Annotated in this window: 22 protein-coding genes; 3 read left to right on the plus strand and 19 right to left on the minus strand. The window is 70.7% G+C overall.

Annotated elements, in window-relative coordinates; translation table 11 throughout:
• Positions 1-155: 155 nt before the first annotated feature.
• The 5 genes from ACH4D3_RS40235 to ACH4D3_RS40255 are packed head-to-tail and all read right to left on the minus strand — an operon-like array spanning position 156 to position 5,817.
• Entirely contained in the window at positions 156-1,466 is a 1,311-nt protein-coding gene (locus tag ACH4D3_RS40235; RefSeq protein ID WP_398332734.1) for a DUF58 domain-containing protein, read from the minus strand.
• Positions 1,466-2,455 carry an AAA family ATPase gene (locus ACH4D3_RS40240; RefSeq protein WP_398332735.1) on the minus strand — a complete coding sequence of 330 codons (990 nt, stop codon included), beginning with the start codon at positions 2,453-2,455 and terminating at the stop codon, positions 1,466-1,468. Before ACH4D3_RS40240 ends, ACH4D3_RS40235 begins: the two co-directional genes overlap by 1 nt.
• On the minus strand, positions 2,455-3,672 hold the full coding sequence (locus tag ACH4D3_RS40245; protein WP_398332736.1) for a DUF4350 domain-containing protein: 1,218 nt from the start codon (positions 3,670-3,672) through the stop codon (positions 2,455-2,457). Before ACH4D3_RS40245 ends, ACH4D3_RS40240 begins: the two co-directional genes overlap by 1 nt.
• Entirely contained in the window at positions 3,669-4,421 is a 753-nt protein-coding gene (locus tag ACH4D3_RS40250; RefSeq protein WP_398332737.1) for a DUF4129 domain-containing protein, read from the minus strand. The genes ACH4D3_RS40245 and ACH4D3_RS40250 overlap by 4 nt, the downstream gene beginning before the upstream one ends.
• A 4-nt stretch (positions 4,422-4,425) precedes the next feature.
• Positions 4,426-5,817, minus strand: coding sequence for a glycerophosphoryl diester phosphodiesterase membrane domain-containing protein (locus ACH4D3_RS40255; protein WP_398332738.1), 1,392 nt, complete (start codon positions 5,815-5,817; stop codon positions 4,426-4,428).
• A 140-nt stretch (positions 5,818-5,957) separates the two neighbouring features.
• Here ACH4D3_RS40255 and mtnA point away from each other — a divergent pair, with 140 nt between their 5' ends.
• A complete protein-coding gene (gene mtnA / locus ACH4D3_RS40260) occupies positions 5,958-7,100 on the plus strand; it encodes an S-methyl-5-thioribose-1-phosphate isomerase (protein WP_398332739.1) in 1,143 nt (380 codons plus the stop codon).
• Positions 7,101-7,187: 87 nt separating this feature from the next.
• On the opposite strand, the gene xerC is transcribed toward mtnA, so the two are convergent.
• From xerC to ACH4D3_RS40320, 12 genes are all read right to left on the minus strand, one after another.
• Entirely contained in the window at positions 7,188-8,396 is a 1,209-nt protein-coding gene (xerC, locus tag ACH4D3_RS40265; RefSeq protein ID WP_398332740.1) for a tyrosine recombinase XerC, read from the minus strand.
• A complete protein-coding gene (locus ACH4D3_RS40270; protein ID WP_398332741.1) occupies positions 8,396-8,584 on the minus strand; it encodes a helix-turn-helix transcriptional regulator in 189 nt (62 codons plus the stop codon). Before ACH4D3_RS40270 ends, xerC begins: the two co-directional genes overlap by 1 nt.
• A complete protein-coding gene (gene repSA / locus ACH4D3_RS40275) occupies positions 8,581-9,972 on the minus strand; it encodes a replication initiator protein RepSA (protein WP_398332742.1) in 1,392 nt (463 codons plus the stop codon). The genes ACH4D3_RS40270 and repSA overlap by 4 nt, the downstream gene beginning before the upstream one ends.
• Positions 9,969-10,139, minus strand: coding sequence for a hypothetical protein (locus ACH4D3_RS40280; RefSeq protein WP_362760498.1), 171 nt, complete (start codon positions 10,137-10,139; stop codon positions 9,969-9,971). Before ACH4D3_RS40280 ends, repSA begins: the two co-directional genes overlap by 4 nt.
• Positions 10,140-10,144: 5 nt before the next feature.
• A complete protein-coding gene (locus tag ACH4D3_RS40285; protein WP_398332762.1) occupies positions 10,145-10,324 on the minus strand; it encodes a hypothetical protein in 180 nt (59 codons plus the stop codon).
• A 91-nt stretch (positions 10,325-10,415) separates the two neighbouring features.
• Positions 10,416-10,745 carry a SpdD-like protein gene (locus tag ACH4D3_RS40290; RefSeq protein WP_398332743.1) on the minus strand — a complete coding sequence of 110 codons (330 nt, stop codon included), beginning with the start codon at positions 10,743-10,745 and terminating at the stop codon, positions 10,416-10,418.
• A gap of 21 nt (positions 10,746-10,766) precedes the next feature.
• Complete coding sequence (locus ACH4D3_RS40295; RefSeq protein ID WP_037824408.1) at positions 10,767-10,922, minus strand: hypothetical protein; 156 nt, start codon at positions 10,920-10,922, stop codon at positions 10,767-10,769.
• A gap of 9 nt (positions 10,923-10,931) precedes the next feature.
• The gene (locus ACH4D3_RS40300; RefSeq protein WP_007387681.1) at positions 10,932-11,123 is read right to left on the minus strand and encodes a mobile element transfer protein; all 192 of its coding nucleotides are present in this window, start codon (positions 11,121-11,123) and stop codon (positions 10,932-10,934) included.
• Positions 11,124-11,143: 20 nt separating this feature from the next.
• Positions 11,144-11,827 carry a DUF2637 domain-containing protein gene (locus tag ACH4D3_RS40305; RefSeq protein ID WP_398332744.1) on the minus strand — a complete coding sequence of 228 codons (684 nt, stop codon included), beginning with the start codon at positions 11,825-11,827 and terminating at the stop codon, positions 11,144-11,146.
• 17 nt (positions 11,828-11,844) lie between these two features.
• Positions 11,845-12,042 carry a hypothetical protein gene (locus ACH4D3_RS40310; protein ID WP_398332745.1) on the minus strand — a complete coding sequence of 66 codons (198 nt, stop codon included), beginning with the start codon at positions 12,040-12,042 and terminating at the stop codon, positions 11,845-11,847.
• A 20-nt stretch (positions 12,043-12,062) separates the two neighbouring features.
• Entirely contained in the window at positions 12,063-13,418 is a 1,356-nt protein-coding gene (locus tag ACH4D3_RS40315; protein ID WP_398332746.1) for an FtsK/SpoIIIE domain-containing protein, read from the minus strand.
• Positions 13,419-13,421: 3 nt separating this feature from the next.
• A complete protein-coding gene (locus tag ACH4D3_RS40320; RefSeq protein WP_355574075.1) occupies positions 13,422-13,778 on the minus strand; it encodes a hypothetical protein in 357 nt (118 codons plus the stop codon).
• A gap of 156 nt (positions 13,779-13,934) precedes the next feature.
• Here ACH4D3_RS40320 and ACH4D3_RS40325 point away from each other — a divergent pair, with 156 nt between their 5' ends.
• Complete coding sequence (locus ACH4D3_RS40325; RefSeq protein WP_398332747.1) at positions 13,935-14,666, plus strand: XRE family transcriptional regulator; 732 nt, start codon at positions 13,935-13,937, stop codon at positions 14,664-14,666.
• Positions 14,667-14,712: 46 nt separating this feature from the next.
• A complete protein-coding gene (locus ACH4D3_RS40330) occupies positions 14,713-15,183 on the plus strand; it encodes an NUDIX hydrolase (protein WP_398332748.1) in 471 nt (156 codons plus the stop codon).
• On the opposite strand, the gene ACH4D3_RS40335 is transcribed toward ACH4D3_RS40330, so the two are convergent.
• Positions 15,171-15,731, minus strand: coding sequence for an HDIG domain-containing metalloprotein (locus tag ACH4D3_RS40335; RefSeq protein WP_398332749.1), 561 nt, complete (start codon positions 15,729-15,731; stop codon positions 15,171-15,173). The genes ACH4D3_RS40330 and ACH4D3_RS40335 overlap by 13 nt on opposite strands.
• A 672-nt stretch (positions 15,732-16,403) precedes the next feature.
• Positions 16,404-17,060, minus strand: a complete 657-nt coding sequence (locus ACH4D3_RS40340) for a DUF3800 domain-containing protein (RefSeq protein ID WP_398332750.1) — start codon at positions 17,058-17,060, stop codon at positions 16,404-16,406.
• Between the last annotated feature and the right edge of the window lie 93 nt (positions 17,061-17,153).

Here is a 17,153-nt window from a genome sequence, read left to right on the forward strand (position 1 = left end):
GTACTGCAGGGGGGACCCTGTGGGAGAGTAGGACGCCGCCGAACAATTATTGCTGGGAGACCCCGCACCGGGAACGGTGCGGGGTTTTCTGCGTTCAGGGGTCGTAGAGACGGACCTGAACTGAACTGGGCGGGGCCACAAGGCCCCGCCCTTTTCTATAGGCGGCCTGCGGCTTTGAGTTCCAGGTAGGCGTCCGCGAGTGCCGGAGGAAGCTCGTCCGGGGTCGCGTCGACGACCGTGACGCCGTGCCGGCGGAGCTGGTCGGCGATGTGGCGACGCTCCGACTGGGCCTGTGCGGCCGCCGCGGCCTCGTACACGGCATCCGTGTGGCCGCGGGCTTCGGCCATGGCGGAGATGTGCGGGTCGGCCACCGAGGCCACGAGGACCGTGTGGCGCTGGGTCAGCTGTGGCAGGACGGGGAGCAGCCCCTCCTCGATCGGGGCCGCGTCGAGAGTCGTGAACAGGACGATCAGGGACCGGCGGGGGGCCGCCCGGAGAGCGGTGGCCGTGAGACCACGCGCGTCGGTTTCCACCAGCTCCGGCTCGACGGTCGCCAGGGCGTTGACCAGGGAGGGCAGGAGGTCGCCCGCGGTGCGGCCCTGGAGCAGGGCGCGTACCCGGCGGTCGTAGGCGAGGAGGTCGACGCGGTCGCCCGCGCGGGAGGCCAGGGCGGCCAGGAGCAGGGCGGCGTCCATGGAGGCGTCGAGGCGCGGGGCGTCTCCGACGCGACCGGCCGAGGTACGGCCGGTGTCGAGCACGAGCAGGATGTGCCGGTCGCGTTCGGGGCGCCAGGTGCGCACGGCGACGGTGGAGTGGCGGGCCGTCGCGCGCCAGTCGATGGAACGGGTGTCGTCGCCGGGGACGTACTCGCGCAGGCTGTCGAACTCCGTTCCCTCGCCGCGGGTGAGGACGCTGGTGCGGCCGTCGAGTTCGCGGAGCCGGGACAGTTTGGAGGGGAGGTGCTTGCGGCTGGTGAACGGGGGGAGGACGCGGACGGTCCAGGGGACCCGGTGGGTGCCTTGGCGGGTGAGGAGGCCCAGGGGGCCGTACGACCGGATCGTGACGCGGTCCGCGTGGCGGTCGCCGCGGCGGGTGGGGCGCAGGCGGGTGGTCACGCGGCGGCGTTCGCCGGCGGGCACGGTCAGGCTGTGGCGGGAGGCCGCGGTCTCGGTGCCGGGCTGCCAGCTGCTGGGCGGCCAGGCGTCGCGCAGGCGGGCCCGGAGCGGACGGCCCGACGGGTTGGTGACCGTCAGGGTCACGTCGGCGGTGTCGCCCAGACGGGCGGAGGTGTCCCCGGAGCGGGTGAGGCCGAGGCGGCGTACGGGGGCGGCCAGGGCGAAGTCGCAGGCGCAGGCCGCGGCCAGCGGGGCGTTGACCGCGAGGATGCCCGTCCAGCTGGGGTCCCAGATGCCGACGGGGACGGAGGCCAGGGCCGCGATGAGCGCGGCGCGTCCGGTGAGTGCCATCAGCGGGGCACGGGGACGTGGGCGAGGATCGCGTTGATGACCGAGTCCGCGGTCACGCCCTCCATCTCGGCCTCCGGACGGAGCTGTACGCGGTGCCGGAGGGTGGGGAGGGCCAGGGCCTTCACGTCGTCGGGGGTGACGTAGTCGCGGCCCGTGAGCCAGGCCCAGGCGCGAGCCGTCGACAGTAGTGCCGTGGCGCCGCGCGGGGAGACGCCGAGGGTGAGGGACGGCGACTCACGGGTGGCACGGCAGATGTCGACGACGTAGGCGGTGATCTCCGGGGAGACGGTCGTCTTGGCGGCCTCCGCGCGTGCGGCCTCCAGGTCGGCGGCGCTCGCGACGGGGCGTACGCCGGCGGCGTGCAGGTCGCGCGGATTGAAGCCGGCCGCATGCCGGGTGAGGACGTCGATCTCGTCCTGGCGGGTGGGGAGGGGGACGGTGAGTTTGAGGAGGAAGCGATCCAGCTGGGCTTCCGGGAGGGGGTAGGTGCCCTCGTACTCGACCGGGTTCTGGGTGGCCGCGACGAGGAACGGCTCGGGGAGCGGGCGGGGCGTGCCGTCCACCGTGACCTGGCGTTCCTCCATGGCTTCGAGGAGGGAGGACTGGGTCTTCGGGGGCGTGCGGTTGATCTCGTCGGCGAGCAGGAGGTTGGTGAAGACCGGGCCCGGCTGGAAGGAGAACTCGGTGGTGCGGGCGTCGTAGACCAGGGAGCCGGTGACGTCGCTCGGCATCAGGTCGGGGGTGAACTGGACGCGTTTGGTGTCGAGTTCGGTGGCCGCGGCGAGGGTGCGGACGAGCAGTGTCTTGGCGACTCCGGGGACGCCTTCGAGGAGGACGTGGCCGCGGCAGAGCAGGGCTACGACGAGGCCGGTCACGGCGGCGTCCTGGCCGACCACGGCCTTGGCGATCTCGGCGCGCAGGGCTTCGAGGGCGGCGCGGGCGTTGCCCGGGGCCGCGGTCTGCCCGGCGTTGTCAGTGGTCGGGTCCATCATGGACGGCGTACCTCTCTTTCGAGGGCGTCGAGTTGGTCGGCGAGGGCGATCAGGGCCGCGTCGTCACCGGGCGGGGGGCCGAAGAGCAGGGTGTGCAGGGCCTGTCCGTCGTCGTGTGCGCCGTGGAGGTGGGCGGACAGGGCGGGGAGCAGGGACTCGGGCGAGTCCGCCTGGGTGACGGGGACGCCTACGAGAGGGGCGAGGCGGGTGCGGGTGGCGGAGCGAAGAGCGGTGGCGGCGCGGTCGCGGGCGTTCGCTTTGCGGTAGAGGCGGGCGCGGCCTTCGACGGTCTCGGAGGCGCGGATCGCGACGGGGAGTTTTTCGGGCACCAGGGGGCCGAGTCGGGGTGCCCGCCACAGGGCGGCGAGGGCGGCGGCGATGAAGAGTTGGAGGGTGCCCCAGAGCCAGCCGGACGGGAGCAGGTCGAAGAAGCCGCGTTCGTCGTCCGGGTCCGGAAGGTCGGAGAGGGAGGGGAGGTACCAGACCAGGTGGTCGCGGGAGCCGAGGAGCTGGAGGGCGAGCGAGGCGTTGCCGTGCTCGTCGAGGTGGTTGTTGAAGAGGATGTCGCGGGCGCCGAGGACGACGGTGTCGCCCGGGGTGCCTTCCGCGGCCGCCTTCGTGGACGGGTCGGGGATGCGCAGGAGGGTGGCCAGGCGTCGGCTGGGGTAGCAGGCGTCGGCTTCGAGGTGGGTGCTGTAGCGGATGCCGCCCGTGTCGGCGCTGCCCGCGCGCCGTGCGGCGGGCAGGTCGCAGGCGGGGGCCAGTGTCGAGTCGACGCTGACCGCGGGGTCGGCGGTGACGCCGGGGGCGAGGCGTTCGACGGCAGCGCCGCCCGGGGCGACCAGGACGGTGCGGCCGCCGGAGCCGGACGTCGCCGAGTGCAGTCCCGTCTGCTGGCGTTCCGTCAGGAGGTCGGGCACGGCGACCAGCAGGGTGGTGTCGGGTCCGGCCGCGGCCCGTGCTTCGTCCAGGGTGGTGACCACGCGCGTGGAGACCCCCCGGTCGGCGAGGAGTTCGGCGACGGCGCGGCTGCCGTAGGGATCGGCGGAGCGCGGGTCGAGTTCGCCGTGCCGGGCGTCGGAGCGGACGACCGCGATGGCGACGGCGCCGACGAGCAGCAGGACGAGGGCGAGTGCGATGCCCCGCGCGCGGGTCCACATCTGGCGGGCGGTGGGCGAGGCCGCGGTGGTGGGAAGCGTGGCCTCGGTGGTCATTCGGAGGCTCCCCGGCGGGTGTCCCGGTCCGTGGCCTCGCCCGTGCGGCGGCCGGTCGTGCTGCCCGCCAGGTGCGGCTTGCTGCGGTCCAGGTCGTGGTCGAGTTCGGTGAGGCGCCGGTACGACTCTTCGCTGCCGGGTCGGCCGCCGTACGCGACGTCGTCGAAGTCCCGTGCGGCGGCGCGCAGCCGGTCCTTGTGGCCGGGCAGGGCCCGGCCCGCCTCGGTGGCCGCCTCGTCGGCGGTGCGGCCGGGGCGGATGTCGAGCAGGGCGCGTTCCTCGAGGGCGCGGACGACGGCCCGCATGCGTTCCTGGACGGCCTGGCTCCAGTGTTCTTGGGCGGCGTGTGCCTGGGCGGCGGCGCGGTGGTCGGCGGCGCTGCGGGGGCGGTCGTCGAAGAGGACGGGGGCGGAGGCGGGTCCGCGTCGTGGGGTGCCCAGGCGCCACCAGAGGGCGCCCAGTGCCGCCAGGACGGCCACGACGACGACCACCAGGCCCAGCGTTCCCCCGGGTGTCGCGGTGGACGCCTTGCCGAACAGCTCCTCGATCCAGTCCCAGAAGGCGTTCAGGGCCCGCTGGAACCAGCTGGGGTCGTTCTCGTGGTACATCCGCTTGGACAGCTCGCGCCGCGCGGCGTCCCGCGCGGGGTCGCGCGGGATCGTCACCGGTGGTTCGTCGCCGGAGCGCGACACCGTTCGTGCGGCGGTGCGTGCCAGCACTTCCGTGAGAACTCCCCCCGCCGGACTCACCCCGTCAGCTCCCCGGGACGGCGCCGGAGGCACCGGAGCCCTGCGGGCCGGAAGCCTGCGGGCCGGAGCCCCGGGTCCCGGCGGCGCGGGCCAGTTCGAGGTCGAGGGCCTCGCGGCGGATGCGCTGGTCGATGTAGAGCAGCACGGTCACGCCCGCCGTGATCGGGAAGGTGATCATGGAGCCGATCACCGAGCCGATGCCGCTGACGACGAGGAACGTCCAGCCGAGGTCGCCGGTGCCGTCCAGGAAGCCGCCGACGCCGTCGCCGCCGAGGGTCGCGGCGAGGAAGGCGAAGGGGATCACGATGATCGACGCGACGACGTTGGCGATGACGGTGGCGAGCAGCTGGATGCCGAAGACGCGCCACCAGGAGCCGCGCACCAGCTTCACCGAGCGGCCCATCGCCTTCTCGATGCCCTGCTTCTCCAGCATCAGCGCGGGGGACGCCAGCGAGAAGCGGACCATGAGCCAGACGGCGACGACGCCGCCCGCCAGGAAGCCCAGGGCGGTCAGGGCCACTCCGGCCTCGCCGCCCGCGGTGGCGGTGACGAGGAGACCGGGTGTCATACCGGCCGTGACGAGTCCGGCGACGATGAGGAGCAGCAGGAGGATCAGGCCGAACAGCTTCGGCACCTGGGGGCGGGCGTCGCGCCAGGCCTCGCCGGTGGTCACCGGCCTGCCGAGTACGGCGCGGCTGGTGACGGTGGTGAGCAGGGCCGTGGCCAGTACGGTGCCGATCAGGGAGATCAGGAAGATGACCCCCGAGTTGATCGTGGTCTCGGCCAGCGCGTCGCCGAGTTCGCTCAGGGTGGCGTCGGGGTCGTTGAGGGCCTCGCTGCCGGTGTCGTCCAGGACGAGGCCTTGGAGCAGCACGACGATGACCTCGGTGAAGATGGCCACGGTCAGGGAGATGCCGAGGACGGTGCGCCAGTAGGTGCGCATGGTGGAGACGGCGCCGTCGAGGATCTCGCCGACGCCGAGCGGGCGGAGCGGGATCACGCCGGGCTTGGCCGCGGGCGGGGGACCGCCCCAGCCGCCGCCCCAGCCACCGTGTCCACCCCTGCCGCCGTATCCGCCGTATCCGCCGGGGCCGCCGTAGCCGCCTCCGGGGGGTCCGGGGGGCGGGGTGCCCCAGCCCGGGCCGGGCGGTGGGGGAGGCGGGGCCTGGCCGCGGTCCGCGGGGCCGGTGGGAGCGGACCACTGGCCGGGGGGCGGCTGCTCCTTGGACCACTTCGTGCCGGGGCTCGTCGGTTCCGCACCCGGCCGGTCCGCGGGCGGCGCGGGCTGATCGGGGCCGGCGGGGCGGTCGGCGGGCTCGGCGGGGCCGGACGCGCCGGGCTCGTGCCCGTCGGACGGGGCGGATCCGGGCGATGCCCAGCCCGGAGTGTCGTTCATCGTCGCTCCTTCACGGTGCGCGTCCGCGGTCGCGGCGGCGGGTTGGCAGCCATCGTGCCATGGGGGCGTCGGCTGCGGACCGGGCGCGGTGGGGGCTGCGCACCTTCAATTGTCCGTCGTCCAGGGGGCAGACTGACCGCATGGCTGATCAGGACGCGCGAAACGGCGAGGACAAGCGGCCGGCCGGGATACCGGCCCTTCGCTGGGAGGAACCCCCCGAGGGCCCGGTTCTGGTGCTGCTCGACCAGACCAGGTTGCCCGCCGAGGAGGTCGAGCTGGTCTGCACGGACCCGGCCGCGCTGGTGGCGGCGATCCGCTCGCTCGCCGTGCGCGGGGCACCGCTGCTGGGCATCGCGGGCGGCTACGGCGTCGCGCTCGCCGCCGTACGGGGCTTCGAGGTCGAGGAGGCCGCGGCGGCGCTGGCGGGGGCGCGCCCGACCGCGGTGAACCTCGCCGTCGGGGTGCGCCGGGCGCAGGCCGCGCACCGGGAGGCGCTCGCCAGGACCGGTGACACCCGGCAGGCCGCCCGGGCGGCGCTGTCCGCGGCGAGGGCGCTGCACCGGGAGGACACCGAGGCCAGCGCCCGGATGGCCGCGCACGGACTCGCGCTGCTCGACGAGCTGCTGCCCGCCGGAGGGCATCGTGTCCTCACGCACTGCAACACCGGTTCGCTGGTGTCGGGCGGTGAGGGGACCGCCTTCGCGGTGGCGCTCGCGGCGCACCGGTCGGGACGGCTGCGGCGCCTGTGGGTGGACGAAACGCGTCCCTTGCTGCAAGGTGCTCGCCTGACGGCATACGAGGCGGCCCGCAACGACATGGCGTACACCTTGCTCACCGACAACGCGGCGGGTTCGCTGTTCGCGGCGGGTGAGGTGGACGCGGTACTGATCGGCGCGGACCGCATCGCGGCCGACGGTTCGGTGGCGAACAAGGTGGGGAGCTATCCGCTCGCGGTGCTCGCGCGGTACCACCATGTGCCGTTCGTCGTGGTGGCTCCGGTCACGACGGTGGATCCGGACACGCCGGACGGGGCGTCCATCGAAGTGGAGCAGCGCCCCGGATATGAAGTGACCGAGGTCACAGCACCTCAGGTGCCGGTGGCGGGAGCGGGAGGCGGGATTCCGGTGGCACCCCTGGGGACCCAGGCGTACAACCCGGCGTTCGATGTGACTCCGCCCGAACTGGTGACGGCGATCGTCACCGAGGAGGGTGTGGTTTCGCCCGTGACGACCGAGGCTCTGGCCTCGCTGTGTGCCAGGTCACGCCAGGTAACGATTAGCTAATGGGATGATGTCGGCTCGACCGACGGAAACGGCCCCTCCACCTGCGCTTATTCGCAGAGGGAAGGGCCGTGACATCCAACGGCGACATCAACGACTGTCGAGGGGCGATCCGTCGACATCCAACGCTCGAATCCGGGCCGGCTGTCGCAGCAGGCGGTCAAGCTGCCCCACCGCTTCGATGATGTCAGGCGTCAGCGCCTCAGCGTAGATGTCCATCGTCGTCGCGATCCGGCTGTGCCGAAGGATTGCCTTGACGATCCGCGGGTGCACCTTGAGGTGAACCAGCAGGGTGCCGCAGGACTTCCGCAGTCCCTTGGGGTTCATCTTGTCCAACCCCTCGGCCTTGATGATCCGCTGCATGGTCAGGTACAGGTTCGACGCCAGGAGCGGGTGACCCGTCCGCGAGATGAAGACGTGTCCGTCCGGATCTTCGAACCAGGGACGACCCAGACTGATCGCGCGCTCCCGCAGCATGGCCGTACGCATTCGAGTCCAGCGCAGGGGCGCGATGCACTGTGCCGGCAGGGGGAGGGGCGCCCTGGAGGTCTCGGTCTTGGTGTCCAGGTCGATCGTCCCGGCGCTGGAACGCTGCCGTTGCTGCTCTACCCAGAGAATCCGCTTGTCGAGGTCGATGTTCTCCCAGCGCAGGCCGCACACCTCGGCACGGCGGAGACCGAGCAGGCAGAGCAGCAGGAACGCCGGGTAGTACACGGTCAGCCCCCGGGCCGCAGCCAGGAAGCGGAGAACCGTCACGGCATCCCAGCTCTTGCCGCTGTCAGTCGTCGCACGGATGTGGACGAGCTTGGCCACGTTCCGAGTCAGGCCGATGTCTTCCACCATCGCGGCCGTGAGCGCCGCTGAGAGGACCCGAAGGGCCTGCTTGGCAGTCTTGGGTCCCTTCTCCTCTGCGAGCCGCTGCATGACCCCGCGCAGCTCCGCGACGCCCAGCCGGACCATGACCTTGGACCCGAGACGCTGCCGAAGGTGGTTGCGCACGGCCTGCTCGTACGTCTCGTAGCTCTTGGGCTTCAGGTTCGGCTTGACGATGACCTCAAGCCAGTAGTCGAACCACTGTCCCAAGGTCATGTCCCGCGTCGGTGTCGGGATGCCACCCTTGGCGCGGTCGAGGAGATCCCGGCGCTTTTGGTCGCATTCGTCGTACGTCTTGCCGTACGCGAACTTCCGCTTCACTGTCCCGTCAGGCTGAGGGACGTACACCGCAGCCTGATACCGGCCATCAGCGCGCTTGGTGACCGTGCCGGACCCATTGGGGTTGCGCTTTCGCTGACGGGACATCAGGAAGCCTCTTCAAGACGTGCGCGAATGTAGTCCTGAACAGCGCTCTCGGGAATCCGACGGCAGCGACCTTCGGTGATTGAGACGAGCCGCTTTTCCCTGATCAGGTCGTACACCTTCGAGCGGCTGTACTTGAGCCGCGCCATGACCTCTGGCACGGTCAGCAATTCAACAGTTGCGGTGGTCACGCGGCGGCTCCTTCCAGGGCCAATTGGTCTCGCAGGGCTTCGCGGGCGGTCTCCCGATTGAGTTGGAGATCCCGGGCGATGGTGGCGGCGAGCACGGATTCCCCGGGGGTGTGGCCGTGTCCGGCGTACTGCCAGTCCGTGAGCACGAGGACGGTGTCCGGCTCGCGGTCATCCAGGCTGAGGGCGGCGGCCTCTTGGGCGGCGCGGTAGTCGGCGCGTGCCTGGCGGAGGGCGCCGAGGGTGGTGGAGTAGCGGCGGCTCTTGCTGGAGAAGTGGCCGCGGAAGCCGAGCATGTGAGCCCAGGCCCACAGGCGTCGGTCGGGGTAGAGCTGATCGAGGCTCTTGCATGCGGTGATGAGGCGGCGGGCGTGGTCGGGGACGCCGTGGCGGTCGAGTTCGGAGAGCTCACCCACCCGGCGGTCGAGGGTGCCGGTGTTCTCAGCGGCTTTGGTGGCGTACTTGGCGACGTAGGAGGCGACGGCCTGTTCGGTGATGTCGGAGCCGTCCCCGAACGCCTTCACGGGCCGTACGTCGAGCTGGGTTCCCCACCGGAAGGTACGGGCCGGTTGGTCGGCGGCGGCCGGGACCGAGACCGATGTGTACGAGTGCGTAGTGGCGGCGCGGATCGCGTCGGCGAGGAGATCGACCGTGGCCCAGGAGGGCGGCGGGGCGTCCGGGCCGTCGGGTCCGTCGATGCGGATCACGGCATGGAAGTGCACGGCACCGCGTTTCTGGAACTCGGCAACCTTGCCGTACGACAACCGGGCGCACTCCTTGAGTTCACGTTGGGTGATGCCGGCACGGGCGGCGATCTCCCGGCGAAGCCGGTTGGTGAAGCGCTGCCAGAGCTGCCCGGCGTAGTTGTTGAACAGCACCGCGCCCGCGTAGTCGTACGTCGCCGGATCGAGAGCGGTACCCAGCTCCGGGGCGTCCGGGGCGTGGCGGGCACCGCAGCGGCAGGCGCCGCGGTCGGGCCGGTTGTGGACCGGACCGAACGACGGAGCGGTGAGGGTGGCGAAGACCCGCGGATGATCCCGGACGCTGACGGGGATGTCGCGGCGGTCGTCACCGGCGAGCCCGGCACGGATCAGGTGATACGTGTCGCCCGCGTAGGTCCAGGCGCAGGCGGGGCAGCGGGAGGCACGGCGGTTGCCGCAGGCCACCCGGAGGCGTCCGCCCGGCTCGTCGGCGGTCGAGTAGTGGTGCAGGGTGGCGCCGGTGGTCTTGTCCTTGTGGAGCGTCCAGCCGGTCAGGTGGATCGGGTCGGAGCAGCCGCCGGTGCGCTTGATCTGGTCTTGCCAGCGGTCGAAGCCGGGGGACCCGGCCACCCGCAGCAGATCGCCGAGGGTGACCGGGTCCAGGCCCGCCGGGGTGACGGCGTTGGTCACGCGTCGTCCTCCTTGGCGGTGTGGCGGTCGATCCAGTCCTCCGCGCAGACCTTGTGCACGGGCTTGCCGCGGTCGGAGCGCAGCGGGGTGGGCTTGGTGCAGATCACGCACGGCTGGTCGCCGGTGTGGTCGTAGTGCTCCGAGGAGCGCCAATTCAGCAGGGTCATGACAGTCACCGCCCGGCGCGGACGAAGGCGGCGGGGATGGCGTGGCCGGTGCCCTTGCAGGTCGGGCAGGTGATGCGGAGGGTGGCGCGGGTGCCGTCCGCGTGGCGGGTGCCGGTGGTGATGGCGACGGTCGGGAAGCCGTCGCAGTCGCGGCAGATGCGCGTGGTCGGGGCGTGCTGGGGCATCATGGGCGTGCCTTTCGGGTCCGTTGGGTCTGGAAGGTGGGAAGGCGCCCGGGGCGGCGGTTCTTTGGCGAGAGAGCCGCCCCGGGGGCCGTTAGCGGCGCCGGTTGCCGGAGGCGAGCAGGGAGCGCAGGACGACGGCGCAGACGGCGACCGAGGCGCCGGTGATGGCGACCGCCAGGAGCATGGAGACCAGGACGGCGCCGACGACCAGGACGACGGCAGTGCCGCCGCCGACGAGGGCGAGCGCGGTCCCCGGGGTGAGCTGGATCGTGGGCCGGGTCGAGGCCGCAACCGGAGCCGGGGCGACGTGCGTCGTGGTCGTGGTCGGGGTGCCGGGGGTGATCGTGGTCGGTTCGATGACGGCGGGCGGGGTGACGATGCCGGTGGGCTGGGGCATGGTCGGGAGCTTGGGCCGGAACATGAACGTTCCTCCTTCTGTGGGTTACTTGATCGCGGTGTCGATGACCGGGGCGAGGACGCTGTCAGCGAGGAGGAACCCGCCGAGGAGAAGCACGCCGATGAGCCACCAGGGCGGGCGGATGAGCTTGACGCCGAGGACTCCGACGCAGAGCAGGGCGAACCAGAGCGGGACGTCCATCACGGCCTCCTAGCGGACCTTGCAGCGGTGGGTGCGGGCGGCGAGCTGGGCGGCGGACTGGCTGGTGTAGTCGGCGGACCAGCCGCAGCCGTCCGAGCTGCACACGGCGGCGTGCTTGGTCTGGCCGTGACGGTCGCGGTGGGTGCCGATCTGCACCGGTCCGATCCGCATCACGGAGTGGAAGAAGTCGCGGGCAGGCATGACGGTGATCTCCTCTCGGTTCAGGCGAGTTGGGCGGCGATGGCGTCGGCCATATGCGGCGGGACGCCGAGGCTGGCGCGAAGGGTGTCGGCGTCGATCCGGGCGCCGGTTCGCTGCTCGTGGTCGGCGGCGACCTTGCGGGCGTGGTCGACCAGCGCAGCCGGAACCGCAACAGCGGGCGGTGATGCCGGGGCCGGGTCGGCAGACGGGAGCGCCGGAGCTTCGTCGACTGTGTCGACCGGTGCCCGGTCCGGCTGGGCGGCGGGGACCGGGTCGGGCTCCGCCTCGGGCGCGGGGGACGGGTCCGGGGCGGCGGACGTGTCCGGGGTCGAGGTGCGGGCGGTGGGTGAGTGGGCGAGGAGGGTGCCGCCGAGGAAGGCGAGGGCAGGCCATCCGGCGACGCCGAGGCGGAGCAGGGCGGGCGGGTGTTCCAGGTCCAGGAACCCGGCGGTGGCCACGTTCGCGCCGAGCGAGGCCACCAGGGCGATCAGGAACCAGCACCACGCCAGCCGGGACGGTCCGTCCGAGCGCAGTCGGCGCCAGGCGGCGACCAAGAGCAGGTCGACGGAGACGGGGTAAGCCCAGGCTTTCCAGCCGTCCTGTCCGGCAGCCGCGGCGAGGTCGTGGAGGTGGGCGAAGGACAGGGCACCGGCGATGACGGCTTGGACCAGGACGGCATCGACGCGAAGGGCAGTGCGGGCCATGGTGTCCTCCTTCCTGGTCAGTCGGTGGCGTGGCCGGTGCCCCAGCAGGTGAGGCACAGGGCGGTTTGGCGGTCGTCGGTGGCGCGTCCCTTGCGGGCGCCGACCCGGACGGTTTCGGTGTGCTCGCCGGTGCCGTCACAGTCCGGGCACTTCGCCGGTTCGGGCGTGGCGGGACGGGTCTTGCGGCGGGTGGTGGGCTTCTTCGCGGTAGCCATGACGGTGCCTCCAGGGCGGGTCAGGCGGCAGCCGGGGCCGACTCGATGGCCGGGGCCGGGACCGGGGCGAGGGTGCCGAGGGCGGGCCGGAACGGCGCGAGGGCGGGCAGATCCGGGGTCAGGTCAGCGTGCCTGTTGCAGACGTTCACGGCCTGCCGCAGTGAGGTGTGCGGGGCGCGGATGCGAGCCCAGCCGCCGGACGAATCACCAGTGACGGCGACGCCGGGCGTGTCGGTGGGGATCTGGATCGCGGCCACAACGGCATCCGGGGCGATGTCGCCGAAGGCCATATTCGCGCTGGATTCGTCGTTGACGCGGTGCGCGGTCCGGCCCGTGAGCTGGGCACGGAGCATCGTGATGCCCTTGCCGAGTTCGGAGCCGAAGCGCTGCCCGCAGATCTCCAGATAGATGCCGGCAGCGCGGCCGAGCTGAGCCAGCCGGGCCAGCGCGGTGATGATCCGATCCCGCCGCTTCTCATCCTCTTTCGTTGCGAAGAGCGCGAGTTCGGCAACCTCGTCGACCAGTACCACGATCGGCACCGGGCGCAGGTCTTCGGGCAGGTCCCAGATGTCGGCGGCGATGTCAGCATCCGGCACGTCCGCGGTGATCCGCTGCTCGGCCCGGATGAGCTGATACACGTCCTGCATGTGGGACACGAGGGCGTCGAGGAGTTCGGCGGCGGTGTCGGGGTTGTCGGCGAGCGCGGAGAACCGGCGGGCCAGCGGGAACAGCTCCACGCCCTGTTTGCAGTCGATACCGACCAGGGCGACCCGTTGCGGCGCGAGCGCGGCGACGAGGTTGCGCTGATAGACCGACTTGCCGGACTCCGTGGCTCCGAGGGTGAGCCCGTGCGGGACCGTGCGGTAGTCGCGGTAGTGCACGGCTCCGTCCTCGCGCAGGGCGACCGGGACCCGCATCGGCCGGGTGTCGACGCGGGCGGGCATCTGCACCCGCTTGAGCACGTCGTAACCGGTCATCCGCAGCTCCACCACACCCGAGCGCAGCTCACGCGAGGTGACCCCGTAGAGGGCGAAGGAGTGCCGCAGCCGGTCACACGAGGCCGCCACGTCGAAGGCGTCCTGACCGGGCCGGAGCTTGAGCCGCAGGACCAGGCCGGTCCGGGTGACCCGCAGCCGCAGGATGCGCGGGGCGCGGGGGCCGGGGATCGGCCGGTTGGTCATCCGGGCCAGGGTCAGGCGCCAGCGCGGGGCCGGGACCGTGAGGCCGCAGGCGTCCATGACCGAGCCGTAGCGGACCAGGACCCGCAGCGCGGCGAGGGTGACCCCGAAGGTCATCCAGTACCAGGCGGGGCGCCGCCACCGCAGGAGACCCGCAGCAGCGACGACCAGCACCAGGGCGATGATCGGCCACGTCATGGCTCAGGCCGCCTTCGAGGAGGAGGCACCCGCGGCGAGGGAGGTCACGGCGACCGCGCGGAAGGCGATGCCGTGGCGCTTCTGGCCGTTGAACTCGTTCTCCCACGGCCGGGCGACCAAGCCGGTGAGCGCGACCGGGGTGCCCATCATCAGGTCACCGGAGATGCCGGTCTCCGGGACGGTCACGGACAGGATCTCCACCTCACCGTTGGCCGCGAACATCACGTCCACGGTCGACAGCGCGGCGCCGGTCTCGGCGTCCATCGCCCGCTCGCCGGTACGGCGGTCCTTCACCTTCGGCTGCGGGGACTGAGCCACCATCACGGTGGCAGTGGACGTGTCGACGGGAATCTGACGCATCGTCTGTTCTCCTGAACTAGCGGGAGTTGAGCCGCCATCCGGCGGTGAGATCAGGAGACCGCGAAAGGTAGTGGACGCATCACGGTCCGTATGGACGTTTGGGGACGTCTGAGCTATCGTCAAAACGTCCCTACGGCGTCCATGGAAGGACACGTCATGGCGAACGAGCGTCTGCGCGCGGCGATTTCAGCGCAGGGCGAGACGATCCAGTCCGTGGCACAGCACGTCGGGGTGGACCCCAAGAGCGTGGAACGGTGGATCACGACGGACCGCACGCCGCACCGGGGACACCGCTGGAAGGCTGCGAGCTTCCTGGGCGTCGATGAGGTCTACATCTGGCCCGCCGTGCAGAAGCAAGCCGAGTCGGCGAGTAAATCCGAGCTGATCACGTACTACCCACACCGTGGGGCAGTGCCGGCAACGCTGTGGTCATCCCTGATCGAGAAGGCGAGCGACCACGTAGACATCCTCGTGTACGCGGGTCTGTTCCTCTTCGACAGCCACCCGGATCTTCCGGACCAGTTGGCAGAGAAGGCCAAGGCCGGAGGACAAGTTCGCGTCCTGCTCGGAGACCCCGACTCAGAGATGGTCCGGCAGCGCGGCGAAGAGGAAGGCATCGGTGGCGATCTGGCCGCACGTGCCCGGATCACCCGTCGGTACCTGGAACCGGCCATGACGACGCCGGGCGTCGAAGTCCGGTTGCACGACACGATCCTCTACAACTCGATCTATCGGTTCGACGACGACGTGTTGGTGAACCCACACGTACTCGGTGCGCCCGCGGGGCAGAACCCCGTGCTGCACTTCCGCTACATCCCGGGGGCGCGGACGTTCCGGCACTACATGCGGAGCTTCGACTACGCATGGGAGCACGGTCGGCCCGAGTAGGCAGCCGGAGCACATCACCACCGGCAGAGCGTGCAAGGCTTGAGGCATGGCCCGAGTCGACTATTTCAACGATCCGAACGCCCCGAAGGCGAACAGCATCGTTCCATCCGTCACCGCCGTGGCGCTGAACGATGCCGGGGAAGTCTTGCTGATCCACAAGACGGACAACAACTTGTGGGCCTTGCCCGGCGGTGGGGTTGACGTCGGCGAGTCAGCCCCCGACGCCGCCGTGCGCGAGACCAAGGAAGAGACTGGGTTCGACGTCGAGGTGACGAGTCTGGTCGGCATCTACACCAACCCAGCGCACGTCATGGCGTACGACGACGGCGAGGTGCGCCAACAGTTCTCGATCTGCTTCCGGGCCCGCATCGTGGGCGGCGAGCTGCGTACGAGCAGCGAGAGCAAGGAGGTGGCGTTCGTCCACCCCAGCCGACTGGACGACCTGAACGTCCACCCGTCGATGCGGATGCGGATCGACCGCGGGCTGAGTGATCGCCCCGATCCCTACGTCGGCTGATCAGCGAGGCGAGAGCGCGTCCGTTCGACGGCGGCCCCGAGGTACGGACGCGCCTTGCTGATCGCGTTGTGCACCTCGCTGCCCGGCTCGTATCGCACCAGAATCTCGTCAATGCGGTGATCGAAGTCGAAGGACTGTCCGGCCGGGCCAGTCGTCATGTCCGCGTAGATCAGCGCGTCGAGGACGGGAGAGTCCTCCCGTTCGTACACGTCAAGCTCAGCAGACAGCCCGCGCTGTTCGGCCTCGTACACGGCCCCAGAGTGGTGAGCGACGAGGCGGACGAGCCGGGAAGGCGCCCCGAGGCTTTCCAAATGACGCGCACCATCGAGCGGGTGGAACCCCGTGTCCCGTAGTTCCGGGGCGTAGCCGATGTCATGCAGCCAAGCCGCGGCGATGAGCAGATCACGGTCCTCTTCGGACACTGCCGCGGACGCTTCGCTTGCACGAGCCGCCACCGCCTGAGTGTGCAGCCAGCGGTTCCCAAGCGGAGGCAAGAGTGACTCGGCCAGTTCGGCCGCGCCGTGAGGCGTGTCCAATCCAGAGGGCATAGTCCGCACGGTAGCCGAGACGGGCGTGTAGCGGACACCCCGGACCAGCGGCCCAAGGCGTGGCGCGGTAAGAGTTTCCCTACTTCATCAAGGCTCGCTTCGCTCGCGTCGCTCCCGGCCTCCTGGAACTGCAAGCAGTCCGATCGGGAGATCGGAGGTGCCGCGCACAGCGCGGCGGCGCCGGTCGGTCGCCGCCGCGCCGCCCCTCCTTGCCTTCGTCACCGGGGCCGCGCGTCGACGCCCGCCCGCGCCCACAAGGGGGCGAAGACCAGGCCGGGGCGAGGATGAGAGAGCGATGTCGAGGTCAGTGCCCCGTCGTGGCTGGGGCGGCCGGCTCCACGGCTTTAGGCAGCCACTTTGGGGCGAGCCTCTAAGATCATGGCCCCAACGTCGTGCTTTAACGGGCAGGTCCACAGACTGCCCGACTCGCCATCAGCTTACGGGGCCATGATCACTCGCCCCAAAGCAGCTCCAGCCCAAAGCCGCTCCACCGGCCGCGACCGTGTGTGTCCGGCATGCAAGCCTGAGGCTTCATTGGATCATGTGTTCGATGCAAAATCATCCCGAAAGGGGCAGCACCCCGCTTGACGCTAAAGCCGGGATCGGGTTGCATGGTGAGTGGCCAGTGACAAGGGGTCCAGGGGACCTCTTCCCGATAGGGATAGCTGGCCTTTACCTTGCCTCCCCCCAGGGCGTGAAGGTTGTCGACAGGTTCGGCGCGACGCAGGGTTCGTACCACGAGCACTTCCGACCTTCGAGGATCCGCTGAACGGCCCAGAGGCCGTAGTCCGCGACCTGAACGCCCCATGACGTGGGAGCGTTCCAGACGCAGAGCACGATGTCGCGGTCAGTCGACAGTTGTTGGCAAACATCTTTCAAGGCGTGACGAGCACTCCCCTCCTTCCGGTTGGTGTTCAGGGACGCAGCAATCACGTAGACGGTGTCGCCAGGAGCGCTCACGCGACGGACTATCTCCTTGAAGTGGAGGTACCACGCCAGCTTGTAAAGCCGCATCTGCCCTGCTTCCCGTACGCGGGTGTAGGCATTGGGCTTGTAAAGAAAGGTTGTGTCAAGGCGAGGTCCTTGCTCCTTGATGAGCTCAAAGACCTCGGAGCGAGTGGCGTGCGAGTCAACTTTGGCGTGCAGACCTTGAGGTAGGGCCACGCCGTTGCGCTCCAGCCGGCATCGAAGCTGCAACCCCTGCCACAGGCAGTGGCCATGATCGCCTTCGAAGACCGCGGTACCGAATCCGAAGTACCTACTGGACCCGAGTGACCCCGACATGTCGAGGTCGCCCGTCTCGTCGGCGTACATGTATATCTCGGCCACTTACCCCTCCATCCTTCTGATCACGTTTCGTCACGAAGCTGCCTTCTGATGTCTGCAACTCCCTCCATGCACGGATATGTTGGCATGCCCTCT

The organism is Streptomyces sp. NPDC018026 (genome assembly GCF_044327745.1).
Classification (GTDB): Bacteria; Actinomycetota; Actinomycetes; order Streptomycetales; family Streptomycetaceae; genus Streptomyces; species Streptomyces rubrogriseus.